The organism is Tahibacter sp., from assembly GCF_035481375.1.
Taxonomy (GTDB): domain Bacteria; phylum Pseudomonadota; class Gammaproteobacteria; order Xanthomonadales; family Rhodanobacteraceae; genus Tahibacter.
The window spans coordinates 1-24726 of record NZ_DATIGT010000087.1; the positions used below are offsets into that span (position 1 = coordinate 1).

General features: G+C 64.2%; 21 protein-coding genes and 3 tRNA genes. 19 read left to right on the forward strand and 5 right to left on the reverse strand.

Annotated features, from left to right (window positions below; genetic code table 11):
- On the forward strand, nt 1-2194 hold a 2194-nt coding region (locus tag VLF18_RS04945; protein WP_325278509.1), incomplete at its 5' end, for an Oar protein.
- Nucleotides 2195-2257: 63 nt separating this feature from the next.
- On the opposite strand, the gene VLF18_RS04950 is transcribed toward VLF18_RS04945, so the two are convergent.
- Entirely contained in the window at nt 2258-2794 is a 537-nt protein-coding gene (locus VLF18_RS04950; protein ID WP_325278510.1) for a hypothetical protein, read from the reverse strand.
- Between the two features lie 381 nt (nt 2795-3175).
- On the opposite strand from VLF18_RS04950, the gene ppnN reads away from it, so the two are divergent.
- Nucleotides 3176-4573 (forward strand): nucleotide 5'-monophosphate nucleosidase PpnN, encoded by a 1398-nt coding sequence (ppnN, locus tag VLF18_RS04955; RefSeq protein ID WP_325278511.1) that lies wholly within the window; start codon nt 3176-3178, stop codon nt 4571-4573.
- A gap of 81 nt (nt 4574-4654) precedes the next feature.
- Nucleotides 4655-4730, forward strand: a tRNA-Asn gene (locus tag VLF18_RS04960).
- A gap of 213 nt (nt 4731-4943) precedes the next feature.
- On the opposite strand, the gene VLF18_RS04965 is transcribed toward VLF18_RS04960, so the two are convergent.
- Entirely contained in the window at nt 4944-5126 is a 183-nt protein-coding gene (locus tag VLF18_RS04965) for a hypothetical protein (RefSeq protein ID WP_325278512.1), read from the reverse strand.
- A gap of 258 nt (nt 5127-5384) precedes the next feature.
- Nucleotides 5385-6194, reverse strand: a complete 810-nt coding sequence (locus tag VLF18_RS04970; RefSeq protein WP_325278513.1) for a GspH/FimT family pseudopilin — start codon at nt 6192-6194, stop codon at nt 5385-5387.
- Between VLF18_RS04970 and uvrB the strand changes: the two genes are divergently transcribed.
- Nucleotides 6093-8126: an excinuclease ABC subunit UvrB gene (uvrB, locus tag VLF18_RS04975; RefSeq protein ID WP_325278514.1), complete on the forward strand. Its 2034-nt coding sequence runs from the start codon at nt 6093-6095 to the stop codon at nt 8124-8126. The genes VLF18_RS04970 and uvrB overlap by 102 nt on opposite strands.
- Before the next feature lie 147 nt (nt 8127-8273).
- Here the strand turns inward: uvrB and VLF18_RS04980 are convergent.
- Nucleotides 8274-8348: transfer RNA gene (locus VLF18_RS04980), tRNA-Val, on the reverse strand.
- Nucleotides 8349-8582: 234 nt separating this feature from the next.
- Here VLF18_RS04980 and VLF18_RS04985 point away from each other — a divergent pair.
- Together VLF18_RS04985 and VLF18_RS04990 are read left to right on the forward strand one after the other, a co-directional pair.
- Nucleotides 8583-9137 (forward strand): NAD(P)H-dependent oxidoreductase, encoded by a 555-nt coding sequence (locus tag VLF18_RS04985; protein ID WP_325278515.1) that lies wholly within the window; start codon nt 8583-8585, stop codon nt 9135-9137.
- Nucleotides 9138-9481: 344 nt separating this feature from the next.
- Nucleotides 9482-11479 (forward strand): TonB-dependent receptor plug domain-containing protein, encoded by a 1998-nt coding sequence (locus tag VLF18_RS04990; protein WP_325278516.1) that lies wholly within the window; start codon nt 9482-9484, stop codon nt 11477-11479.
- 87 nt (nt 11480-11566) lie between these two features.
- On the opposite strand, the gene VLF18_RS04995 is transcribed toward VLF18_RS04990, so the two are convergent.
- Nucleotides 11567-12733: an alpha/beta hydrolase-fold protein gene (locus VLF18_RS04995; protein WP_325278517.1), complete on the reverse strand. Its 1167-nt coding sequence runs from the start codon at nt 12731-12733 to the stop codon at nt 11567-11569.
- A 345-nt stretch (nt 12734-13078) separates the two neighbouring features.
- On the opposite strand from VLF18_RS04995, the gene thrS reads away from it, so the two are divergent.
- From thrS to VLF18_RS05060, 13 genes are all read left to right on the forward strand, one after another.
- The gene (gene thrS, locus VLF18_RS05000) at nt 13079-14983 is read left to right on the forward strand and encodes a threonine--tRNA ligase (protein WP_325278518.1); all 1905 of its coding nucleotides are present in this window, start codon (nt 13079-13081) and stop codon (nt 14981-14983) included.
- Nucleotides 14984-15027: 44 nt separating this feature from the next.
- On the forward strand, nt 15028-15555 hold the full coding sequence (gene infC, locus VLF18_RS05005) for a translation initiation factor IF-3 (RefSeq protein ID WP_325278526.1): 528 nt from the start codon (nt 15028-15030) through the stop codon (nt 15553-15555).
- A gap of 162 nt (nt 15556-15717) precedes the next feature.
- Entirely contained in the window at nt 15718-15915 is a 198-nt protein-coding gene (gene rpmI, locus VLF18_RS05010; protein ID WP_133819098.1) for a 50S ribosomal protein L35, read from the forward strand.
- 15 nt (nt 15916-15930) lie between these two features.
- On the forward strand, nt 15931-16290 hold the full coding sequence (gene rplT / locus VLF18_RS05015; RefSeq protein ID WP_325278519.1) for a 50S ribosomal protein L20: 360 nt from the start codon (nt 15931-15933) through the stop codon (nt 16288-16290).
- Between the two features lie 175 nt (nt 16291-16465).
- Nucleotides 16466-17461: a phenylalanine--tRNA ligase subunit alpha gene (pheS, locus tag VLF18_RS05020; RefSeq protein ID WP_325278520.1), complete on the forward strand. Its 996-nt coding sequence runs from the start codon at nt 16466-16468 to the stop codon at nt 17459-17461.
- 41 nt (nt 17462-17502) lie between these two features.
- The gene (gene pheT, locus VLF18_RS05025) at nt 17503-19881 is read left to right on the forward strand and encodes a phenylalanine--tRNA ligase subunit beta (RefSeq protein ID WP_325278521.1); all 2379 of its coding nucleotides are present in this window, start codon (nt 17503-17505) and stop codon (nt 19879-19881) included.
- A 1-nt stretch (nt 19882) separates the two neighbouring features.
- Nucleotides 19883-20188, forward strand: a complete 306-nt coding sequence (locus tag VLF18_RS05030) for an integration host factor subunit alpha (RefSeq protein WP_133819102.1) — start codon at nt 19883-19885, stop codon at nt 20186-20188.
- Nucleotides 20163-20519 (forward strand): MerR family transcriptional regulator, encoded by a 357-nt coding sequence (locus tag VLF18_RS05035; protein ID WP_133819103.1) that lies wholly within the window; start codon nt 20163-20165, stop codon nt 20517-20519. Before VLF18_RS05030 ends, VLF18_RS05035 begins: the two co-directional genes overlap by 26 nt.
- Nucleotides 20520-20638: 119 nt before the next feature.
- Nucleotides 20639-20715 (forward strand) — tRNA-Pro (locus tag VLF18_RS05040).
- A gap of 559 nt (nt 20716-21274) precedes the next feature.
- Nucleotides 21275-22216, forward strand: coding sequence for an AraC family transcriptional regulator (locus tag VLF18_RS05045; RefSeq protein WP_325278522.1), 942 nt, complete (start codon nt 21275-21277; stop codon nt 22214-22216).
- A gap of 17 nt (nt 22217-22233) precedes the next feature.
- Nucleotides 22234-22845, forward strand: coding sequence for a hypothetical protein (locus VLF18_RS05050; protein WP_325278523.1), 612 nt, complete (start codon nt 22234-22236; stop codon nt 22843-22845).
- 60 nt (nt 22846-22905) lie between these two features.
- On the forward strand, nt 22906-23868 hold the full coding sequence (gene pip / locus VLF18_RS05055; protein ID WP_325278524.1) for a prolyl aminopeptidase: 963 nt from the start codon (nt 22906-22908) through the stop codon (nt 23866-23868).
- Nucleotides 23869-24070: 202 nt separating this feature from the next.
- A partial coding sequence (locus tag VLF18_RS05060; protein ID WP_325278525.1) for a winged helix-turn-helix domain-containing protein occupies nt 24071-24726 on the forward strand: 656 nt, incomplete at its 3' end.

Below are 24726 nucleotides of genomic sequence, written 5' to 3' on the forward strand. Positions count from 1 at the left end.
CGACGACATCCGCCGCATCGCGCGCGAACGTTACGGCTTCGATGCTGGTTCGCTGAGCCCGTCGGGCGACCTGACCGACAAGAAGTACCTCGCGAAGTTCGACTGGAACATCAACGACTATCACCGCGCGAGCTTCCGCTACAACAAAACCGAATCCTCGGTGCCGGTGCTCGAGCGTCTGACCGGCGGCCAGGTCTCGCTGTCGTCGTGGTGGTACGACAAGACCTACGACTTCGAGAACTACGCGCTGAACCTGTACAACGACTGGAACGAGAATTTCTCGTCGGAAGCGTCGATCTCGTACAGCAAGTACACCAACGAATCGCTGCGTTCGTCCGATCTTCCGGCGATGGCTATCGCCGTCGCCGGCCTCAACGGTGCGCCGAATACCACGGTGTTCATCGGTTCCGAGCGCTCGCGTCAGGCCAATGCACTCGACGTCAAGAACGTCAATGCGTTCTGGGCCGGTGACTGGTTCGTCGGCGACCACGACATCAAGTTCGGCTTCGACTACAAGAAGAACGACACGTTCAACCTGTTCCTGCAGGACTTCTACGGCAACTACTCGTTCGCGAGCATTGCCGACTTCGAGGCCGGTCGCTATTCGCCGCTGCCCGGAGGCTTCACCGGCGGCCTGCTGCCGGGCGGCGTGGGCTATCAGCTCAACGCGCCGATCGGCGGCGACGCGAACAACGCCGCAGCCAATTGGGCGCTGGAGCAGTGGGGTTTCTTTGCGCAGGACACGTGGCAGGTCACGAGCAATCTGTCGTGGCAGTTCGGCGTGCGTCTCGATCGCTTCGTGACCGACGACTTCCCGCTCTATAACGCGAATGTCGAACCGGTGTTCAACTACCGCAATGATTCGACCGTCAACGGCCTCGAAGTCTGGCAGCCGCGCACGAGCTTCAACTACACGTTCGACACCTCGCGCCCGACCCAGCTGCGTGGCGGTGTTGGCCTGTTCCAGGGCGGTAGCCCCGGCGTCTGGCTGTCGAACTCCTACAGCAACAACGGCCTGCTGTTCTCGACCTATCGCGCAGGTACGGGCACCGACTTCTCGGCCGACCCGTTCAACCAGCCGCGTCCTGCCGGTTCGCCGGTGCTTCAGACGATCTCGCTGATGACGCCGAACTTCCATGCGCCGTCGGTCTGGAAGAGTTCGCTCGCGTTCGACCATGAACTGCCGTGGATGGGCCTCGTCGCTTCGGCCGAATACATCTACCTCGACGTGCGTGATGGCGTTCAGTTCAACCATCTGAACCTCGGTCCGTCGACGGGCAAACTGCCTGACGGCCGCGACGCGTTCTGGGCCAATGCGACGACCGGAACGGGCCGCACCCGTGCGCGCAACAACGGTCAGTTCGCCGACGTGATCCTTCTGCGCAATACGCATGAAGGCAAGGCCAGCAACCTCACGCTGTCGCTCGAGAAGCCGTTCACGGAAAGCTGGGGCGGCAGGATCGGTTATTCCTACGGCAATTCGACGGAAACCAATGTCGGTTCGTCGTCGGTCGCGTTGTCTAACTGGAACTCGCTGGCCGTCTACAACGCGAACGAAGACGTTGCCGCAACCGCCGCGTCGGAAATCCAGCAGCGCTTCACGGCCGTGCTGAGCTGGCGTCACGCGTTCTTCGGCGATTACAACACGATGGTATCGGCCTTCTATGAAGGCCGGACCGGTCGTCCGTACAGCTACACGTTCTCGAACGACGCCAACGGTGACGGCAACGCGGGGAACGATCTGTTCTATGTGCCGCTCGATCAAAACGATGTGTTGTTCACCGACCAGGCTCAGGCGACTGCTTTCTGGAACTACATCCAGAGCAACGAATTCCTGAACAGCCATCGTGGTCAGGTCGTCAGCCGCAACAGCGCGCGCGGCAAGTGGATCAACCAGATCGATCTGCGCTTCTCACAGGAAGTTCCGGGCTTCTTCAAGGGCAACAAGGGTGAACTCTGGATCGACATCCTGAACTTCACCAACCTGCTCAACAAGAAGTGGGGTCATGTCGAAGAAGCGCCGTTCAACTCCAACGGCGGCCAGCGCCTCGGCGTCGCGGAGTTCGGCGGTATTGACGCGGCAACCGGCAAGTACATCTACCGCTACCCGCGTGCGGCGCAGAGCTTCGTGACCAAGGACAACATCGGTGAATCGCGCTGGGCGGTTCAGGTGGGTCTGCGTTACTCGTTCTAAGTCAGTAAGAAGTCGTGTAAGAAAAAAAGCCCCGACGCTGTCGGGGCTTTTTTGTTGGCGCGATCAATTGGTCGGAATGTACGGCCACCAGCACTGCACGGACTCATAGTCCCAAGGCGCAATGACGTTGATGTTGTCGACTCCTCCACGGCGAGTCAGATGGTAGGTTTCGTATGAGGTGCCGTTGGGGAATACGACATTGAACGTGTAGCCGGTGTCGTGCCATTCGTTGGTTTCCATGTACTCGACGTCGCCGTTGTACCAGCGATTCAATATTGCGTAGTAGGCATAGTGATACCGAGTTTCGGGGTCGGATGTGCAGGACGCGCTGATCGGATTCGATGGCAACGGAAGAATCCACATTCCGTCGCCAATTGGAGGCGGCGGAACTTCATCTCGATAGGTTTCCCACGGCGGCGGCTGAGTCTCGACAGTCGAGCAGGCCACGTCGTACGGATTGTCTTGGCATCGGCATTCGGGCGTGCCTGGATACCACGTGCAAAGATCTATCTGAGCCATGACAGCACTGGCCGGGAGCATCAGAAAAGCGATGGCTGCAGTCGTCCGCTTCTTGGCTGATGTGTTTCTCGTAAACGTCATCGTGCGTTCCTTAGCAAAGGGCTGGAGTGATGAGTTCTGTTTGGGCAATCAAACCATTCGGATGTGTATATTTGTCGCTTTTGGCGACAATTGGATGGTAGTCGAGCGTCTAGGCGGTGTAGTTATCTGCGGGTTAAACATTCCTGGGCGTGCCGGATGGCGGCGCAGCGATAAAACATAGGCTGCAGTTGACGTACGGTTCAGCTTGCGGAATGCTGGCGTGACGAGTCGGAGCCCCCAGCGGGCGCGCGGGACACGGCGTCTCGCAATCCTTGCCCAGTCTGTGTCGCCGCGACCCTCCGGTCCGCCGCGCCGGTGCCGGGCGCCAGTTTCCTGCGGTAGCCGCGACGGCGCGGCGCCGCCCGTACCAGATGGACATTCATGAGCCCTGACAGCAAGACCTCCAACCGCCCGACGACCGTGTCGGCGCGCATTTCACCGGCCGCTGGCCTCGACGTACTGTCCCGCAACGAGGTCACGCGCCTGCGCGATGCCTCTCACGGCGGCGTTCATGCTTTGCTGCGCCGCTGCGCGCTGGCGGTGCTGACGCAAGGCGTCGAGACCGACGACGCGCGCGCGCTGCTCGATCGCTATCCGGACTTCGACATTCAGGTGCTGCAGCAGGATCGCGGCATCAAGATCGAGCTGACGCATGCGCCGGCCCAGGCCTTCGTCGACGGCCGCATCATCCGCGGCGTCAACGAACTGCTGTTCGCAGTAATTCGCGACATCGTATACGTTGCTACTCAGCTCGAGGCCGGCGGTTTCGAACTCGGCGATTCGAGCGGCATCACGCACGCCGTGTTCGAGATCCTGCGCAATGCGCGCGTACTGCGCCCGCACAACGACCCGAATCTCGTGGTCTGCTGGGGCGGCCATTCGATCGCGCGCCACGAATACGAATACACGAAGCAGGTCGGCTACCAGCTCGGCCTGCGCGGTCTCGACATCGTGACCGGCTGCGGTCCGGGTGCGATGAAGGGACCCATGAAGGGCGCGATCATCGGCCACGGCAAGCAGCGGCGTAAGAACAATCGCTACATCGGCATCACCGAGCCCGGCATCATCGCCGCGGAATCGCCGAATCCGTCGGTCAATCATCTGATCATCATGCCGGACATCGAGAAGCGTCTCGAAGCGTTCGTGCGTGTCGGCCACGGCATCATCGTTTTCCCGGGCGGCGTCGGTACGGCCGAGGAAATCCTCTACATGCTCGGCATCCTGCTGCATCCCGACAATGCCGGCATTCCGTTTCCGCTGGTTTTCACCGGGCCGCGCGAATCGGCTGCGTATTTCGAGCAGATCGACAAATTCCTGCGCCTCACGCTCGGCGACGATGTCGCGAAGCGCTACCACGTCATCGTCGACGATCCGGCCGAGGTCGCGAAGCTCATGGTCAAGGGCATCGACAAGGTCCGCGACTATCGCCTCGATACGAAGGATGCGTTCTTCTTCAACTGGGCGCTGCGCATTCAGTACGAACTGCAGGTGCCGTTCCGGCCGACGCACGAAAACATGGCGAGCCTCAAGCTCAATCGCGATCAGCCGTCGTATCGGCTCGCGGCCGATCTGCGGCGCGCGTTCTCGGGCATCGTCGCGGGCAACGTCAAGGAAGACGGTATCCGCGCGATCGAGCAGCACGGTCTGTTCGAAATCCACGGCGAGCCGGAAATCATGCGTGCGCTCGATGCGCTGCTGCAGAGCTTCGTCGCGCAGCACCGCATGAAACTGCCCGGCGGAAGCGCCTACAAGCCGTGCTACCGGGTGATCGTCGATTGACCCGGTATTTCCGCGGTGCATAAGCGCGGAAAGGGCTTGACGAGCCCGGGGCGTATCGGCAAAATCCCGCGCCTCACACATTCCCCGATAGCTCAGTCGGTAGAGCAAGTGACTGTTAATCACTGGGTCGGCGGTTCGAGTCCGTCTCGGGGAGCCAGATGAAAGCAAAAAGGCCTGCAGAAATGCAGGCCTTTTTGTTTTGCATCGTCCTTGGTGTTTCGAGTGGCCGCACGGCGTCCGCTTTGCTTCCTGCGTGAGGGACGCATTCCTGCGTCGATACACTGTCCGCGCCGTTGTCCGCATTCCGTTGCGCCGAGGTCACGCAACGGCGCTGACAGTGCATGGCTCCGCAATCGTCGATCCGGATCGATCAGGCGGCGCTCAGCAGGCGCTCGCGTTCCTCGCGGATCAGGGTTTCGTTGATACGAATGAATTCGCGCAGCAGTTCATCGTGCGGGTTGCTCGCCAGTTCGGCGCGCGCGCAACGCACGTACGATTCGAGCCGCTGGATGGTGCGGATGTCGGTAAGGGTCTGGCGGGCGGCGTTGTTCACGGACGGATCCTCGGCGGTCGGGCGGGCGCACAGATAGGGTCTGCACGTTCGGCTCCGAAACTGACGGGCTCGTTGTCGCCCAAGTTCGCGGGCGTCCGTGCCCGCCGCGTCGTCCTTGTCTTCGAAGCAAGGGCAGTTTGCCGTCGCCCGTGCGGCTGCGAATCCGAAATTCTCCGAAACTTGCCTGGGAAATTTCCTAGACACCGGTATCCGTGACCGCCGGCGGGCAAGGGGCACTGCCGCGCCCGCCGCCGCTGGTCAAGCTTCGCAGGCGGACGCGGCCTGATCGTCCGTCGCATCCGTGCTGCGAACCCGCCCCGCGTTGTTGATGACGAGGGTCCGGGCCTTGGACGCGCCGCGCCGGTCGCAGAACGTGATCGTCGCGTTGCTGCCGTCGCTGCTGCCGTCAAAGCGATAGCGAATCTGCTGCCGTCCCGGATTCGTCGCGATGCGCACGGCGGACTGGGCGGCGTTGACGTGCAGTACCGGCTCGCCGGTATCGCGCTGCGCATTGCGGTTCGTGTCCTCGAACACGATCCAGCCGTCATGCCAGAACGACGTGGCTTCGCACTCCTCGCCGTGCGACGGGCAGGCCACGATGCTGCGGCGGCGTTCGACCGCGACCATGCGCGCGCTCGCGAGCGCGCTCGTCAACTCTCCGATGGCGGTGCGTTGCTGCTGGCCGGCCAACACGCCGCCGAACCACGGCAATGCCGTGCAGAGCGCGATTGCCGTGATCGAGAGCACGGTGACGAGCTCAAGGAGGTTGAAGCCGCGTTGGTGATGCCGGTTTGCGAAATGCATGGCTGCCGTCCGTTCGGGAAGTGACGACAGGCTAGGTGGCGTGCTGCTGGCGCGGCAGCGGCAAGTACCGCGCGGAGGCGTCGGAAAATTCCGAATCAGGACAGGGTTGATCGCGGCCGGCCGCGACCCCCACCTATACTGCCCGCCTGCACGGAGATCTCCATGACCGACCAGTTCCAGCTGGTAGCGCCGTACCAGCCGTCCGGCGACCAGCCCGGCGCGATCGCGCGCCTGATTGAAGGCTTCCAGGCCGGCCTCGCGCACCAGACGCTGCTCGGCGTGACAGGGTCGGGCAAGACCTACACGATCGCGAACGTCATTCAGCAGATTCAGAAACCGACGCTCGTGCTCGCGCCGAACAAGACGCTTGCCGCGCAGCTCTACGGCGAGTTCAAGGAGTTTTTTCCGAATAACTCCGTCGAGTATTTCGTCAGCTACTACGACTACTACCAGCCCGAGGCCTACGTTCCGTCGAGCGACACGTACATCGAGAAGGATTCCTCGATCAACGATCACATCGAACAGATGCGGCTGTCGGCGACGAAGGCGCTGCTGTCGAGGCGCGATGCGCTGATCGTTGCGACCGTCTCGGCCATCTACGGTCTCGGCGATCCCGATCAATACCTCAAGATGCGCATGCACCTGATGCGCGGCGAGCATACCGACCAGCGCGAGCTGATCCGTCACCTGACCGAACTGCAATACACGCGAGGCGACTACGAGCTCAAGCGCGGCACCTATCGTGTGCGCGGCGAGATCATCGACGTGTTTCCGGCCGAGAGCGAAATGGAGGCGCTGCGCATCGAACTGTTCGACGGCGACATCGAAAGCCTCTCGATCTTCGATCCGCTGACCGGCGCGGTGCTGCGCAAGGTGCCGCGCTTCACGGTGTATCCGAAAACCCACTACGCAACGACGCGCGAAAGCGTGCTGCACGCGGTCGAAACGATCAAGGAAGAACTGCGCGAGCGCCTCGATCAGCTGCACAAGGCGAACAAGCTGCTGGAAGCGCAGCGCCTGCAGCAGCGCACGCAGTTCGATCTCGAGATGCTCGTGGAAATCGGCTACTGCCAGGGCATCGAGAACTACTCGCGCCATCTGACGCGCAGCCTGCCGGGCGATCCGCCGCCGACGCTGTTCGACTATCTGCCGTCGGATGCGCTGCTCGTCGTCGACGAGTCGCACGTGACTGTGCCGCAGCTCGGCGGCATGTACAAAGGCGACCGTTCGCGCAAGGAAACGCTCGTCGAATACGGATTCCGGCTGCCCTCGGCGCTCGACAACCGTCCGTTGCGCTTCGAGGAATGGGAGGCGCGTGCGCCGCGCTCCATTTTCGTTTCCGCGACGCCGGCGCGCTACGAGCTCGACAAGTCGCAGGGCAGCGTCGTCGAACTCCTTGTGCGTCCGACAGGGCTCATCGACCCGGAGGTCGAGGTCCGGCCGGTCTCGACGCAGGTCGACGACCTGCTCGGCGAGGCGCGCGCGCGCATCGAGATGGGCGATCGCGTGCTCGTCACGACGCTGACCAAGCGCATGGCGGAGAACCTCACCGAATACCTCGCCGACCACGGCGTGCGCGTGAGATATCTGCATTCGGACATCGAAACCGTCGAGCGCGTCGAGATCATTCGCGACCTTCGCCTAGGCGTGTTCGACGTGCTCGTCGGCATCAACCTGCTGCGCGAGGGGCTCGACATGCCCGAGGTGTCGCTCGTCGCGATTCTCGACGCCGACAAGGAAGGATTCCTGCGTTCCGAGCGATCGCTGGTGCAGACCATCGGCCGTGCCGCACGCCACCTGCGCGGCAAGGCGATTCTCTACGCCGATTCGATCACCGATTCGATGAAGGCGGCGATCGAGGAAACGGATCGTCGCCGCACCAAGCAGGTTGCGTACAACCTCGAACACGGAATCACGCCACGCTCGGTGGTGCGCAAGATCTCCGACATTCTCGAAGGCGCCCGCTCCGACGCAGCCGGCGAAAAGGCGCGCGGCGGACGCGGAAAGTCCGAGCGCAAGGTCGCCGAGCCGGCGGCCGACTACTCGACGCTGTCGCCGGATCAGATCGCCGCGCGCATCAAGAAGCTCGAAGCGCAGATGTACAAGCACGCGCAGGACCTCGAATTCGAGCAGGCCGCGCGCGCGCGCGACGAGATCCACAGGCTGCGCAGCGAAGGCTTGATCGGCTCGTCGTGAGGCGAAGACGCCGCACCGGCAGCGCGCGACGCGGAAATCCGTGCGCGCGCTGCCGATTGATTTCCGGGCATCGAGGCGTTGCGGGTTTTTGATCCGCCCAAAGCAAAACGGCGCGAATCTCGAAGATTCACGCCGTTTGCCTGGTACTGGTGGGCGCGACAGGGATCGAACCTGTGACCCCTACCATGTCAAGGTAGTGCTCTACCGCTGAGCTACGCGCCCGATGAAGGGGCGCGAAATATAGCGAAGTCGTAGCGGCTGTACAACCCCTGCGCGCGTTGTTGCGATGGGCGACTTACACTGTCGCGGGATTTGACGCTGATCCGACGTCGCCGCGCGCATACAGTACGAGAGCACGCGCGACGGCCTTCGTCGCTGCGGAGCACCCCCGTCGTCTGCGGCCGGGAGCTCTGGCCTCGGCACGGTGGAACCGACAAATTCCAGAAGGAGTACGTCATGAGCCAGTACCGCATCGCGGTGATCGTCGGCAGTCTGCGCAAGGATTCGTTCAACAAGAAGCTCGCGACGGCCCTGACCCGTCTCGGTCCGCCGGATTTCGATTTCCAGACCTCGCGGATCGACGATCTGCCGCTGTACGACCAGGACGACGACACGAATCCGGCCGATGCGGTGAAGCGTCTCAAGAGCGAGATTGCCGCCGCTCAGGGACTGCTGTTCGTGACGCCCGAATACAACCGGTCGATGCCGGGCGTACTCAAGAATGCGATCGACCACGCGTCGCGTCCCTATGGTCAGAGCGCCTGGAACGGCAAGCCCGCCGGCGTGATCGGGGCGTCGATCGGCGCGATCGGTACGGCGCTGGCCCAGCAGCACCTGCGCAACGTGCTTGCCTATCTCAATGTGCCGACGCTGGGCCAACCCGAAGCGTTCATTCACGCCAAGGACGGGCTGTTCGATGCCGACGGCGGCATCGGTCCATCCAGCCGGGAGTTTGTGCAGGGCTGGATGGATCGTTACGTCGCCTGGATCCGGTCGCACGTGTCGGCCTGAGTGGGCATGCGCGTGCCGTCGCGGCGGCATGGCGGCGGCGCGCGGGAGCCGTGGCGACGCGGCCGCGGCGCAAGAACGGTCGCTCCGGTATCCGTTGCCGTCGCGAATCCTTCTTGCGACCGGTAAAAATTAGTTCTTGAGGCTGATGTTAAGTCGGCCTTAACCAAGCAATCTCTGCCCCTTGCGTTAACGCGGGCCTAACAGGGGGACGAGTCATGCGATATTCCGCGCTGCTGAGCGCCATTCTTTTTGCGCTGGCGTCGCCGGCGTTTGCCGAAACAGCGGTTGTGGCGAGTGCCGAGGCGGCGGCAGCGACAGCAGACGCGGCCGACGCCGATACGTCCATGGAAGGAGGCGGCGAGCAGCCGCTGGAGCAGATCCAGGTGACGGCGACGCGCGCCGCGAAGTCGAACTTCGACGTCGCCTCCGCCGTTACGGTCGTCGGCAAGGACGAGATCGACGAGCGTCCGGCGCTGACGGTCGCCGATTACCTGCGCGCACAGCCGGGCGCCTTCATCCAGGCGACGACGCCGGGCCAGGCCATTCCGATCATCCGCGGCCTCAAGGGCTCGGAAGTGCTGCACATGGTCGACGGCTTCCGCATGAACACGGCGTTCTTCCGCAATTCGCCGAACCAGTACTTCGCGCTGGCCGATTCGCAGAATGTCGAGCAGATCGAAATCGTTCGCGGCGCGCAGTCGAGCCTCTATGGTTCCGACGCGATGGGCGGCGTCGTTCACATCCTCACGCCGGAAGAGCGCTTCGAAGGCGACAGCTGGGACGGCCGCGGCCGGTTTCGCGCGCAATACACGAGCGGCGATCTGTCGCGCCTCGGCCGCATCGCCGGCGCCGCCGGCAAGAACGATGTGTCGATTTCCGGCGGCGTGACCGTGCAGGACGTGGGCCTGCGCAAGCTCGGCGGCGACGGCGACCGTCTGCCGTATACCGATTTCAGTTCCTGGGCCGCCGATACCAAGCTGCTCTGGGCTCCTGCGTCGGGTCATGAACTCATGTTGTCGGCCGCTTATCTGAAGCAGCCCAAGACCGCGCGTGTCGACGAACTCGTCACGAGCTTTCACCAGACGCGGCCCAATTCGTCCGAGTTCTACTTCCAGCCGCAGGACCGCCTGTTCGTGCAGGCTCGCTATGTGATCGAGCAGGACGCGGGCTGGTTCGACCGCGCCGAATTCCACGCCGGCTACCAGAAGATCAACGACGACCGCCGCACGCGCGAATTCGATTCGCCGAACCGCGAGCTCGAAGAAAACTCGAGCCGTCTGCGCGGCTTCACGGCGACGTTCAACAAGGAAGCAGGCAATCACGCGCTGGTCTACGGCGCAGAAGCGTATTACGACACGATCGACAGCTTCCGCCAGCGGCTGAACATCAACACGAACGTCATCAGCGCGCGCCCGCCGCGTTTTCCCGACGGCTCGACGATGGACAGCTACGCGGTATTCCTCAACGACAGCATCGCGCTCGCGCCGCAGTGGCAGCTCGATCTCGGTGGCCGCTATTCGAGCTTCGACATCGAGCTGACGCCGAATCCTCAGGGCGTCGGCGTGAAGCTGAGTCCGGACGACTTTACCGGCAACGCCGGCCTGACGTTCAAGGCGTCGGACACGACGCACGTCGTCGGCAACATCGGCCGCGGCTTCCGCGCGCCGAACATCTTCGACCTCGGCGTGTTCGGCAGCCGTCCAAGCAACCGCTTCGCGATTCCGAACACGGATCTGAAGCCGGAAACGGTCATCACGTACGATCTCGGCCTCAAGTGGGACAACCCGCGCTGGCAGGCCGAGGCCTTCGTCTGGAAGTCGGACTACAAGGACAAGATCACGACGATCGAGACCGGCGAGCTGACCTCGGCCGGCGCGATCATCGTGACGAACGCAAATGTCACCCAGCTCGATCTCTGGGGCGTGGAAGCCGGCGGCCGCTGGTATTTCAGCGACAAGAGCCAGTTCTACGGCGTGCTCAATTACACGCGCGGCGACGAGACTTTCGAAGGTGAATCGTATGACGCCGACCGCGTGCCGCCGCTCAACGGCCGCATCGGACTGTTGCACTACTTCACGCCGACGCTGAGCCTCGACGTCAATGCGCTGTACGCGACGCGGCAGGATCGCCTGAGTCCGCGCGACCTCACCGACCCGCGCGTCAATCCCGAAGGAACGGCCGGCTGGAATACCTGGAACACCCGGCTGGCCTGGGAATTCGCACCGGAAACCAAGCTGACGCTGCTGTTCGACAACATCGGCGACCGCCGCTATCGCGAGCATGGCTCGGGTGCGGACGAAATGGGCCGCAGCGCGAGCGTCATTTTCGACTGGGCGTTCTGAGTCCTGCGGTGACGGCGCCGCCATGGCGGCGCCGTCTATGGCTGCGCAACTTCTTGCCGCAGCCGGAGTGTCACGCGAAGCGCGAACTCACTTCGCGCCTTTCTTTTTCGGGCCTTCCTTGATTCGCGCAGCCTTGTCCTTGTAGTAGGACTGAGCGGTCGGCGGCAGCTGGTATTCGGCCGACAGGGCGACGGCGCGATCGGCTTCCTTTGCCGCGTCCTTCCATTTTCCATTCTTTGCCAGCGCCTCGGCCATGCCGAGGTGGGCGTCCGCCGAATTCGGATTCGCGTCGAGGTTGCGCTGGAACAGCTTCAGTGCGTCCTTGGGCTTGGCGTCCAGTTGTGCGTAAGCCACGCCGCTCAGGGCTTCTTCGGTGACGGCGAGCGGCGTGCCGACGAGGCGCGAGACCTTCGAGAAATGTTCTTCGGCATTTGCGATGCCCTTGGCATGGTCGGCTGCGCTCAGGCGATAGCCCTGATACAGGCTGCGCAGTGCGTCGACAGTGGCCGGTACCGGCACGCTGGCGTGGGTTTCCTGCGGATAGGCGGCGGCCTGCCAGCGCAGTCCCGGCGGCGCCTTGTTCTTGAACGTGTCGGCGACGGCTTCGAAGTCGGCGAGTGCCGCGCCGCCGTCGTCGGCGCGCGCGACGAACGCGAAGCCCTTGACCGTGCTGTCGGTCTCGAAGGTCTTCTGCAGCGAGCGCTGGGCGACCTGCTTGTCCCAATCCAGCGTCGGCGCGAGCGCGACGTAAGCCTGGAACAGCGACGGTTCGGCGCTGAGCACGTGCAGCACGAACAGTCCGCCGAGCGAATGGCCCGCGAGAACGCGGTAGCCGTTCGCGCGGTATTCCTGTTCGATGGCCGGAACGAGTTCGGTCGACAGGAAACGCCGGTATTTGTCCGCGCCGCCGCCCGCGATCGCTTCGGAATTGGTCGGCGTGAAGTCGCGCGTGCGCTGTTCGGTGCTGTCGATCGCGACGACGATCATTTCGGGAATGTCGCCGGCTGCGGCAAGCGCTTCGACGGCGGTTGCCGTGTGGCCGAAGCGCGTACGGCCGTCGAGCACGTAGAGCACCGGATAGCGGCGATTCGCGGCCCAGCGATAGCTCGCCGGCAGGTAGACGCGATAGCTGCGGTCTTCCGTCAGCGTCGGCGAGTTGATCTGGTAGAGCTGGCCTATCGCGACGGGCTCGGCAGCGCGGGCGCCGGCGATGCAGAGCAGCGACAGGAACAGGAAGGTCAGGGGGCGGTACATCGAAACTCTCCTCGGGACGAGCGCAGCAACAGGCGCGCGATCTTGAAGCAATTCGCGGCAGATTCAACTGCCGCTGCGCCGCCGCATGTCAGGCCTTCCGGAACCCCGCTGCAGCGGCGTTGACAGCGGCTGCTGCAGTGCACTAGTTTTCGCGCGTCTGCGCCGCCTTCGCGGTGTGAAGAACCAAGGTGGCCCGCGCCAACGCGCCGGTCGAGGGTGTGACATGAGCACGCGAACGTTCCCGAGTTCCTGACCGCCACGCGCAGAGCCACCCGCAGAAAGGGCGCTCGGCGCCCTTTTTTATTGGCCGCGATTCTTCAGTGCGCGGCAACCCGAGGCAGAACCATGATCCGCATTACGCTACCCGACGGCAGCCGGCGCGAATTCGAGCACCCCGTGTCGGTGCAGGATGTCGCGCTTTCCATCGGTCCGGGCCTGGCCAAGTCGGCGCTGGCCGGCAAGGTCGACGGCCAGCTCGTCGATACGAGTCATCGCATCGACGCCGACGCCGTGCTCGAAATCGTCACCGAAAAACACCCCGACGCGCTTGACGTCATCCGTCATTCCACGGCGCATCTGCTGGCCCAGGCCGCGCAGCGCCTGTTCCCCGATACGCAGGTCACGATCGGTCCGGTGATCGAAAACGGCTTCTATTACGACTTCGCGCGCAAGACGCCGTTTACGCCGGAAGACCTCGACAAGATCGAGGCCGAGATGAAGAAGATCGCCGCCGAAGGCGTGCCGGTCTCGCGGTCGCTGATGGAGCGCGATGCCGCCGTCGATTTCTTCCGCAACAAGGGCGAGCACTACAAGGCCGAGATCATCGCGTCGATCCCGGCGAACGAGGATCTGTCGCTGTATTCGCAGGGCGAGTTCATCGACCTGTGCCGCGGACCGCATGTGCCCAACACGAACAAGCTCAAGGCGTTCAAGCTCATGAAGGTCGCCGGCGCGTACTGGCGCGGCGATGCCAAGAACGAGATGCTGCAGCGCGTCTACGGTACGGCCTGGCTCAACGAGAAAGATCTCAAGGGCTACCTCACGCAGCTCGAGGAGGCCGAGAAGCGCGACCACCGCAAGATCGGCAAGGCGCTCGACCTGTTTCATCTGCAGGAAGAAGCGCCGGGTCTCGTGTTCTGGCACCCGAAGGGCTGGGCGATCTGGCAGGTCGTCGAGCAATACATGCGCCGCGTCTATCGCATGAGCGGCTACCAGGAAGTGCGCTGTCCGCAGATCCTCGACCAGACGCTCTGGCAGAAGACGGGGCACTGGGAAAACTACCGCGAGAACATGTTCACGACGGGCTCGGAGAACCGCGACTACGCGCTGAAACCGATGAATTGCCCGGGGCATGTGCAGGTCTACAACCACGGGCTGCATTCCTACAAGGAACTGCCGATCCGCTACGGCGAGTTCGGCGCCTGCCACCGCAACGAGCCCTCCGGTGCGCTGCACGGCATCATGCGCGTGCGCGGGTTCACGCAGGACGACGGCCACATCTTCTGCATGGAGTCGCAGATCGAGGCCGAAGTCACCGCATTCCATCAGCAGGCCATGAAGGTCTACACCGACTTCGGCTTCTCCGACATCGCGCTGAAGATCGCGCTGCGGCCCGACAAGCGCATCGGTTCCGACGAGGTCTGGGACAAGGCCGAGGAAACGCTGCGGGCGGCATTGCGCGTCAGCGGCGTAGAATGGCAGGAGCTGCCCGGCGAAGGTGCGTTCTACGGCCCGAAGATCGAGTACCACATGAAGGATTCGATCGGCCGCGCGTGGCAGGTCGGCACGATGCAGGTCGACTTCTCGATGCCCGGACGCCTTGGTGCCGAATACGTCGGCGAGGACTCGGCGCGTCACACGCCGGTCATGCTCCACCGCGCGATCGTGGGTTCGCTCGAACGGTTCATCGGTGTCCTGATCGAGCACCACGCCGGCAATTTCCCGGCCTGGCTGGCGCCGGTGCAGGCGGTGGTCATGAATATCACCGACGCCCAGGCCGGCGCTGTGGCTGAGGCCGTGCAAACCCTTGTCGCGCAAGGTTTCCGGGTAGAGGCGGATTTGCGCAACGAGAAGATCGGCTATAAAATCCGCGAGCACACGTTGCAGAAGGTTCCGTATCTCCTCGTGATCGGTGATCGCGAAAGAGAGAACGGGGCCGTTTCTGTGCGTATTCGTTCGGGCGAAGACCTGGGCTCCATGACCGTTGCTCAGTTCGCCGAACGCCTCAAAGGTGAGCAGGTTGGGGCATAAGCCCCTGATTGCTCGATATATTTAATTGTTAGGAGGACGCGCGTATCGCCGCCACTGCTGAAAAAGCCAATCGCCGCAATCACGAGATCCGCGTCCCGCGGGTGCGTGTGATCGGCGCAGACGGGGAACAGGTCGGAGTTCTGTCGCGCGACGAAGCGCTGCGCATGGCTCAGGACCTGGAGCTGGATCTCGTCGAGATCCAGCCCAATGCGGATCCGCCCGTCTGCCGCATCATGGACTTCGGCAAGTTCAAGTTCGAGATGCAGAAAAAGGCCCACGCGGCCAAGAAGAAGCAGAAGCAGGTCGAGATCAAGGAACTGAAGTTCCGCCCGACCACCGACGACGGCGACTACGAAGTCAAGATGCGCAACATGAAGCGCTTCCTGGCCGAGGGTGACAAGGTCAAGGTCGTCATCCGCTTCAAGGGGCGCGAAATGGCCCATGTCGAGCTGGGCGACGCGATGGTCAAGCGCATCGCTGCCGAGATCACCGAAGAGGCGGTCGTCGAGCAGTGGCCGCGTCTGGAAGGGCGACTCATGGTCATGATGGTCGCCCCGAAGAAGAAACAGTAAGCGCGCGAGCGCTGCGTATCGATTTCCTGGCACGGGCGTGCCGGGATTTTTGTGGAACCCGTCCGCGCATGCGCGGACTTAATCAGCCGATTCGAGCAGGACGGAAAGCGTGGCTGCGGCCACCGCTCGGGTCAGTAACGAAAATCTCAACGGAGCAGTTTCATGCCCAAGATGAAGACCAACCGGGCCGCTGCCAAGCGGTTCCGCAAGACGGCGTCCGGCAAGTTCAAGTGCGGCCACGCCTTCAAGAGCCACATCCTCACCAAGAAGTCGACCAAGCGTAAGCGCAACCTGCGCGGCACGAACCATGTTCGCGCCGAGGACGCAGGCCGCGTGGCACGCATGCTGCCGTATCTCTGAGTGGAGGATTGAACAATGGCACGAGTTAAGAAAGGTGTAACGGCGCGTCGTCGCCACAAGAAGATCATTGCCAAGGCGAAGGGTTACTACAACGCCCGCCGCAAGGTATTCCGCGTAGCCAAGCAGGCCGTGACGAAGGCGCACCAGTACGCCTACATCGGCCGCAAGCAGCGCAAGCGCCAGTTCCGCGCGCTCTGGATCGTCCGTATCAATGCCGGTGCGCGTCAGTTCGGCCTGTCCTACAGCCGTCTGATGAACGGCCTGAAGAAGGCCAACATCAGCGTTGACCGCAAGGTGCTGGCCGACATCGCGGTGCACGACATCGCGGCGTTCGGTGCGCTGGCCGAGAAGGCGAAGACCGCCCTGGCCGCGTAACCGCAGCGAGATACCCTCGACGGCCTTCGCGCCGTCGGCTGCAACGTGGGGAGCGCGGGCTTGTCGCCTTCGCTCCCCTTTTTTTTGCGCGCAGGTCGTCGCGCGCGCCCGGCGATGTGGCGCGGCGAGTGGCGGCGCTCCGCAAGAACAGAATGAGTTTATTTTTGGAGTTTGCATGGACGTATTGCAGACGCAGGTCGACGAATCGCTGGCGCGCATCGGGCAAGCCGCTTCGATCGATCAGCTCGAAAGCCTGCGCGTAGGACTGCTCGGCAAGAGCGGACTCGTGACCGAGCAGCTCAAGGCGCTCGGCAAGCTCGCTCCGGACGAGCGCAAGGCCGCCGGTGAACGCGTGAATCGCGTCAAGGAAAGTCTGCAGAATGCGATTTCCGCGCGGCGCAGCGTGCTCGAAGAAGCCGCTTTCGCCGAGCGTCTTGCCGGCGAGCTCGTCGACATCACCTTGCCGGGCCGCATCGCCGATCTCGGCGCCGTCCATCCGGTGTCGCGCACGCTCGCACGCATCACCGACATCTTCCAGCGTCTCGGTTACCAGGTCGCCGAAGGCCCGGAAATCGAAGACGACTATCACAACTTCGAAGCGCTGAACTTTCCGCCGCACCACCCGGCGCGCGCGATGCACGACACGTTCTATTTTCCCGACGGCCGCCTGCTGCGCACGCATACCTCGCCGGTGCAGATCCGAGCGATGAGCGGCCGCACGCCGCCGATTCGCGTGATCGCGCCGGGCAAGGTCTATCGCAGCGATTCGGACCAGACGCACACGCCGATGTTCCATCAGGTCGAGGGGTTGCTCGTCGACGAAACGTCGAGCTTCGCCGACCTCAAGGGCACGCTGGCCGAATTCGTGCGCGCGTTCTTCGAGCGCGACTTCGAGATGCGTTTCCGGCCGAGCTATTTTCCGTTCACCGAGCCCTCGGCCGAGGTCGACATCCGCTGGGATCAGCAGGACGGCAGCGAGCGCTGGCTCGAAGTGCTCGGCTGCGGCATGGTGCATCCGAACGTGCTGCGCAACTGCGGCATCGATCCCGAACGCTACAGCGGATTCGCGTTCGGTCTCGGCGTCGAGCGTTTCGCGATGCTGCGCTACGGCGTCAAGGATCTGCGCCAGTTTTTCGAGAACGACCTTCGCTTCCTGCGCCAGTTCGCCTGACGCGACCGCGGTTCGCTCTCACCACTTCTGGAAGCGCCCTCATGAAATTCAGCGAAAACTGGTTGCGCAGCCTCGTCGATCCGGCTGCCGATAGAGCCGAGTTGTGCCATCGACTGACGATGGCCGGTCTCGAAGTCGAAGGCGTCGAGGTGCTCGGCGAAGGGCTCGACGGCGTGCTCGTCGGCGAGATCGTCGCCTGCGAGAAGCATCCGAACGCCGACAAGCTGCGCGTCTGCAGCGTTTCTGTCGGAAATGCCGAGCCGCTGCAGATCGTCTGCGGCGCGCCGAACGCGCGGCTCGGCCTCAAGGCGCCGGTCGCGACGATCGGCGCGAAGCTGCCCAACGGCATGGACATCAAGCAGGCCGCACTGCGCGGCGTCGACTCGTTCGGCATGCTGTGCTCGGCGAAAGAGCTTGGTCTCGACGCCGATGCGTCCGGTCTCATGGAACTGCCGGCGGACGCGCCGACCGGTGCGTCGCTGGCCACCTGTCTGGCGCTGCCCGACGCCAGCATCGAACTGAAAATGACGCCGAACCGGCCGGATTGCCTCGGCCTGCGCGGTCTCGCCTACGACGTGGCGGCGCTGTTCGGTGCGTCGCTCGCCGAAAGCGCTGAGGACGCAGCGACCGTGACGAGCAACGCCGCGCGCAGCGTGCGTCTGGATGCCGGCGCCGACTGTCCGCGCTATCTCGGACGCGTCGTCGAAGGCATCGACCCGACGTCACCGTCGCCGTTGTGGCTCAAGGAGCGTCTGCGTCGCGCCGGTCTGCGTCCGATCAGCGCCGTCGTCGACATCACGGCCTACGTCATGCTCGAGCTCGGCCAGCCCATGCACGCGTTCGACAACGCGCGGCTCGCCGGCGACATTCACGTGCGTCGCGCACGTACCGGCGAGACGCTGACGCTGCTCGACGGAAATGACGTGACGCTCGACGAACCATTTCTCGTGATTGCCGACGAAGCGCGTGCGGTCGCGCTGGCCGGCATCATGGGCGGCCTCGATTCGCGCGTAACCGACGCGACGACGGATGTCTTCCTCGAAAGCGCGCATTTCGCGCCCGCGTCGATCATGGGGCGCGCGCGCAAGCTCGGCATGCATACCGATGCGTCGCATCGTTTCGAACGCGGCGTCGATCCCGAGCTGCCGCGCGCCGCGCTCGAGCGCGCCACCGCGCTGCTGCTGCAGATCGCCGGCGGCAAGGCCGGCCCGGTCGTCGAAGCGGTTGCCGCCGATCACCTGCCACAGCGCAAGCCGGTGGTGCTGCGTCGTCAGAGGCTGCTGCGCGTACTCGGCATGGATGTTCCCGATGCCGAAGTCGATCGCATCCTGCGCGCGCTCGGCATGAGCGTCGCCGCCACCGAGGCGGGTTGGTCAGTGACGCCGCCTGCCCGCCGTTTCGATATTGACATCGAAGAAGACCTCATCGAGGAAGTCGTGCGCGTGCATGGCTACGAACGTGTGCCGACGCGCGCGCCGAGCGGCCAGCTGCGTCTGAATCTGCCGCCCGAATCACAGGTGCCGGCCGAACGCGTGCGCCTGCAGCTCGTCGCCGGCGGTTATTTCGAAGCGGTCTGCTACAGCTTCGTCGCGCGCGAATGGCTGCAGCGCTGGGGACGTGAAGAGGGATCGGTAGCGCTGGCCAATCCGCTGAGCGCCGATCTCGCCGTCATGCGGACTTCGCTGCTGCCGGGGCTGGTCGAGGCGCTCAGGCACAACACGAATCGCCAGCAGGAACGTGTCCGTCTGTTCGAGATCGCCCGTGTATTTCGCGTTGGCGACGATGCGCCGTGCGAGACGCGCCGCGTTGCGGCCGTTGCCTGCGGCCGTGCGCGTCCGGAGCACTGGGAAGGCGACAAGCGAGCAATCGATTTTTACGACGTCAAGGCGGATCTGGAGAGTCTGGTCGACCTGACCGGCGGCGAGCGGACCGTGGTGTTTCGCCCTACCGACCGTACGGATTTTCACCCAGGCCGCAGTGCGGATGTCGTCGTCGACGGGCTCGTCATCGGCGTGATCGGTGCGCTGCATCCGCGTCTGCTGAAGGCGCTCGATCTCGATCACGACGTGTATGCGTTCGAAGTGGACCTCGACGGGCTCACCGCCGGTCGGCTGCCAGAAGCCGTTGAGCTGTCCCGCTTCCCTCAGGTGCGCCGCGACATCGCCGTCGTCGTGCCCGAAACCGTGTCGTGGGGACAGATCGAAAACGTGCTTCGGGGCGTCGAGGGATCTGTGCTGCGTGACCTCGTGCTATTTGACCGCTACAGTGGAACCGGCTTAGGTTCCGGTCTAAAGAGCCTCGCTATTGGCTTGATTTTGCAGGACAGTTACCGCACTCTTACGGATCAGGAAGCAGACCATTTTGTGGCGTCGGCCTTGGCTGCCCTGGAACGCGAATGCGGCGGTAGACTGCGGGGGTAGCATGGCGCTGACCAAGGCGGAAATGGCGGAGCGACTGTTCCTGGACGTAGGCCTCAACAAGCGCGAGGCCAAGGAATTCGTCGATGCGTTCTTCGATGTAGTGCGTGAGGCTCTGGAAAAAGGGGAGCAGGTCAAGTTGTCGGGGTTCGGCAATTTCGATCTGCGCAAGAAGAATCAGCGTCCCGGACGTAATCCGAAGACCGGCGAGGAGATCCCGATCTCCGCGCGGCGCGTGGTCACGTTCCGGCCGGGTCAGAAGCTGAAGGTCAGAGTCGAGGCCTATGCTGGATCAGGGCAGCAACAGTGAGCTCCCGGTAATCCCGGCAAAGCGCTACTTCACGATTGGTGAAGTCAGTGAGCTGTGCGGTGTCAAGCCGCACGTACTGCGCTACTGGGAACAGGAGTTCACGAATCTCAAGCCGGTCAAGCGACGCGGCAACCGCCGGTATTATCAGCGCCATGACGTGCTGATGATCCGGCAGATCCGTTCGCTGCTCTATGACCAGGGCTTCACGATCACGGGCGCTCGTCAGCGCCTGGATGGTCAGCAGCAGCGTAACGAAGTCAGCATGTCGAGCCAGATCGTGCGTCAGGTGCGCATGGAGCTCGAAGAGGTCCTGCAGATCCTGCGGCGCTGAGTCGCAGTGTCGCGAGACGTACGGCGCCCATCCCGCCACTCGGGGAGCGTTGGTTTGCGTTGCAGCATTCGACGAGCGCCGGCTATACTCGCCGGCTCGTGTGAAATCGGTTCTCGTGTCGGGGCGTAGCGCAGCCTGGTAGCGCATCTGCCTGGGGGGCAGAGGGTCGTGGGTTCGAATCCCGCCGTCCCGACCAATCGAGCCGTCCTCATCAGTCGCCCTGCCGCACTGGCTGTCCGCGGCGACTTTTCGAGTTTTCCCCTTCCCTCTTATTGCAGCGCAGCATTTGCGCGGCGCGTCCGCGCGAGTTCGCTTCCTCGTCTGGATCGGCTTCCGAGTCACGTTGGAAAAAAACCAGGTTCGCGCCGAGCGTGCCGGTCGATTCGACGTTACGCGATAGCGTCGCGTCGCTCGATCTCGTTCCGCTGCCGCGGCGAACCCGCCCCGATCCCGCCTCGCCGCAATTTCCCCGCGCCTCGGCGGCCGTCTGACGCCGCATTCAGTGCCGATTCCCGTGTTGCGGAAACGCGCAGGCTGCGTCGATCGCATGGCCGCGTCATTGCTGCGTTTCGGCGATCCTGTCCGGACAGTTGCCGAGTTGTCCGGTCAAGTCGTTGATTTACAGCGACCTCGCCGAGATTTCGCCGAAACCTCGCCGCCCGATGTTGCGGAATTCGTCGCGAACTCGCCTCGCACTCGGGACTCACCGACGGCCGGTTCCTAGTGTCGGCCCATCCAACGGAGGAGGGTCCGACATGAACTGCGTGCACTGGCGACATGAAGGCAATACGGCGTTTCCGTCCTGGCGCGATCGGGACGACTACCTCGAACGATTCGGCCCGCGCGCCCTGCTCTGGGTCGGCGAACTGCGCGAAACGCAGACCTGGGGCTGGACGCCGCCGGCGCTCTGCATTGCGCTGCGCGGCCGGGTCCAGGTCGACAACCGCGGCTGCAGCGTCGAGCTCGGCTCGTCGGACGTGCTGCTGACCGAGGGCGGCAACGGCCTGCGTATCGAGACGACCGGCAACGATGCGCGCGTCGCCGTGCTCTGGCTCGCCCCGGCCGGGCTGCGCGGACGAGCCAGCGTCGACCCGCTACCCGCGTTCTTCGCGCAGGACGACGAACTCGCGATCGCGCTGACCCGTCTCGCTCAGTCCGCGAGCGACCTCTCCGTCGACACGCATGCGGCGCTCGATCAGGTGCTGGGACTGCTGTCCCGGCGCCAGCAGGATCTGGCGCAGGCGCTCAGCAACTGCCCCGGCCGCAGCGAGCGTCATCGCCGCCAGCTCTACGCGCGTCTGCTACGCGCCAAGCACGTCATCGATCACGGTCAGGCCGTGCCGCTCGATCTCGCCGCGCTCGCGCAGGTCGCAAGCCTGTCGCCTTCGCACTTCCTGCGCCTGTTCCACCGCGTGTTTGGTGCATCGCCGCATCGCTATCTCGTGCAGCAGCGCATGCTGCGCGCGCGGCGCATGGTCGTCGAAACCAGCGTGCCAATTGGTACGATCGCCCAGCGCATGGGCTTCATCAATCGCTGCGCGTTCGCGCGGCTGTTCAAGCAGCAGTTCGGCACGCCGGCGACGCGCCTGCGCCGCATGGCGCTGATGCAGGCCCGCGCGAGCGTGACCCGCGCGTTCGGTGTCATGGGCAGCGGCAGCGCGCGGATTGCGTACAGTCATCAGCCGGAGGCGGCATGAGTCAAGGCGTGGGACGAATGAAAAAGACAGTGGAACGGGCGCGGACCGCCCTGCGCATCGGACTGCTCGTCGTGCTGACGGCGTCGAGCGGCGTTGCCGGCGCGATCGACCCGCGCGTCGCGCAGGATTCGCGGCAGGCGTTCAAGTCGTTCGCCCAGCCGCTGATCGGCAACTGGGACTGCAGCCTGCGTACCTGGGACGACCGCTTCCACGAGCGCATGGTCGAGACCGCGCAGAAACGCCGTTTCGAATGGGTGCTCAAAGGCAATTTCCTGCAGGAGTCGGTGCATGCCGTACTGCGCGGCGGCGACACCGTCCATGTCGGCATCAACCTGCTCAGCGTCGATCCGGAAACCATGCACGTGCTCGGCAGCGGTTTCGACGCGACCACGCCCGACCGGCGCATGACGATCGATGCGGAACTCGCGCCGGATCTGCGTCACCTCAGCGGCAAGGTGGAGATCCGCCCGGCCGACGAGAACGCCCGTGCGGAACGGCTCGACTGGCAGTGGATCGACGAAGGCCGCACGCGTTCGCGCATCTATTCGCGCGCGTCCAACGGACGCGAATTCCTCAATCAGGAATTGATCTGCAAGCGCGCGGCGGGCGCGCCGGCGGCGACCGAATGAGGCGCGCACGGCGCGCGCGTGCGGGCTAAACTCGGGCGATTGCCAGGTCGGGATTCGCCCATGAGTGTCGCCAGGTCGCCGCGTCGCACGCTGTATCCGGAAATCGAACCGTTCGACAGCGGCAGGCTGCAGGTGTCCGACCTGCACAACGTATACTACGAGCAGTGTGGAAATCCGCACGGGAAGCCCGTCGTATTCCTGCACGGCGGCCCGGGTGCCGGCTGCAACGCGAACTCGCGACGCTTCTTCGACCCGGCGCACTACCGCATCGTGCTGTTCGATCAGCGCGGCTGCGGACGCTCCACGCCGCATGCGGAACTGCGCGACAACACGACCTGGCATCTCGTCGCCGACATCGAACGGCTGCGCGAGCACCTAGGCATCGAGCGCTGGCAGGTATTCGGCGGCTCGTGGGGATCGACGCTCGCACTGGCCTACGCGCAGACGCATCCGCAACGCGTGACCGAACTCGTGCTGCGCGGCATCTTCATGCTGCGGCGCTGGGAGCTCGAGTGGTTCTACCAGCGCGGCTGCGATGCGATCTTCCCCGATGTGTGGGAGTCGTATCTCGCGGCGATTCCGGAAGCCGAGCGCGGCGACCTCATGAGCGCCTACTACCGCCGGCTCACGAGCGGCGATGCCGATGTGCGCACGGCGGCGGCGAAGGCGTGGTCGATCTGGGAAGGCGCGACGAGTTTCCTGTTCCAGGATTCCTCGCACATCGCCGCGACCGGCGAAGACCAGTTCGCGCTCGCGTTCGCCCGCATCGAATGCCACTACTTCGTGCATGGCGGTTTCTTCGAGCGCGACGACCAGCTGCTGCGCAATGCCGGCCGATTGCGCGACATACCCGCGGTGATCGTGCAGGGCCGCTACGACGTGGTCTGTCCGGCGCGTTCGGCCTGGGATCTGCACCGTGCCTGGCCGGAAGCCGACCTGCGCATCGTCGCCGATGCCGGCCATTCGGCGATGGAGCCCGGCATCACGCACGAGCTGGTCGAGGCGACCGACCGCTTCCGTTGAGCCGGCATGTTGCAGCGTTTGCCGGGACGCGAACGCAGACCGACGCTGATCGCGCGTTCGCGCGGCCCGCGACGGACGGCAGTTGACCGGCGGCCGCTCTATGCCGACAGTGACCGGGGCGCCGTCGCCAGCGCCGCGCAGTGGCGCCGGCACGCCTCGTACGGTGCGCGCCACGACGATCATCAACCGTTGAGGGATCTGGGTGAGCTCCAACGTTCGCGTGCTGCGACCACAGGATCAGACACGATTCGCGCGCCTCGGCGACTGGTTCGTCGATCTGGCCAGCAATCGCCTGTTGCGCGGCGAACGCGAACTGCGGCCGACGCCGAAAGCCATGGCCGTGCTGCGTCAGCTCATGCTGGCCAACGGCGCGCCGCAGACGCGCACCGAACTACTCGATACCGTCTGGCGCGATGCATTCCCGACCGACGACGTGCTCACGCATGCGGTGACCGAACTGCGCCGCGCGATCGAAGACGATCCGAAACTTCCGCGGCACATCGAGACGATTCCGAAGGTCGGCTACCGGCTCGTGACGCCGGTCGAGTGGCTCGAACAACTGCCCGGCGCCGGCGGTGGCGAGAGTGCCGCCGACGGCGCGTCGTTGCCGGCCGCCGCGCCGGCGGACGCGCCGAAGCGGCCGGTCGGGCTCTGGATCGTCGGTGCGGCCGTCGTGCTGCTGTGCACGTTTCTCGCCGTGTTCGGCCGCGCGCCGCCGCCCTCGCGCGTCGACCTGCGCAATCCGCTGTTCGCGCAGAGCGGCTTTCCGACGCGTCCCGTCACCGCCGAGTCCGACAGCGAGACGTTCCCGAGCATCTCGCCGGACGGCACGTCGGTCGCCTACACCGCGCGCTATCC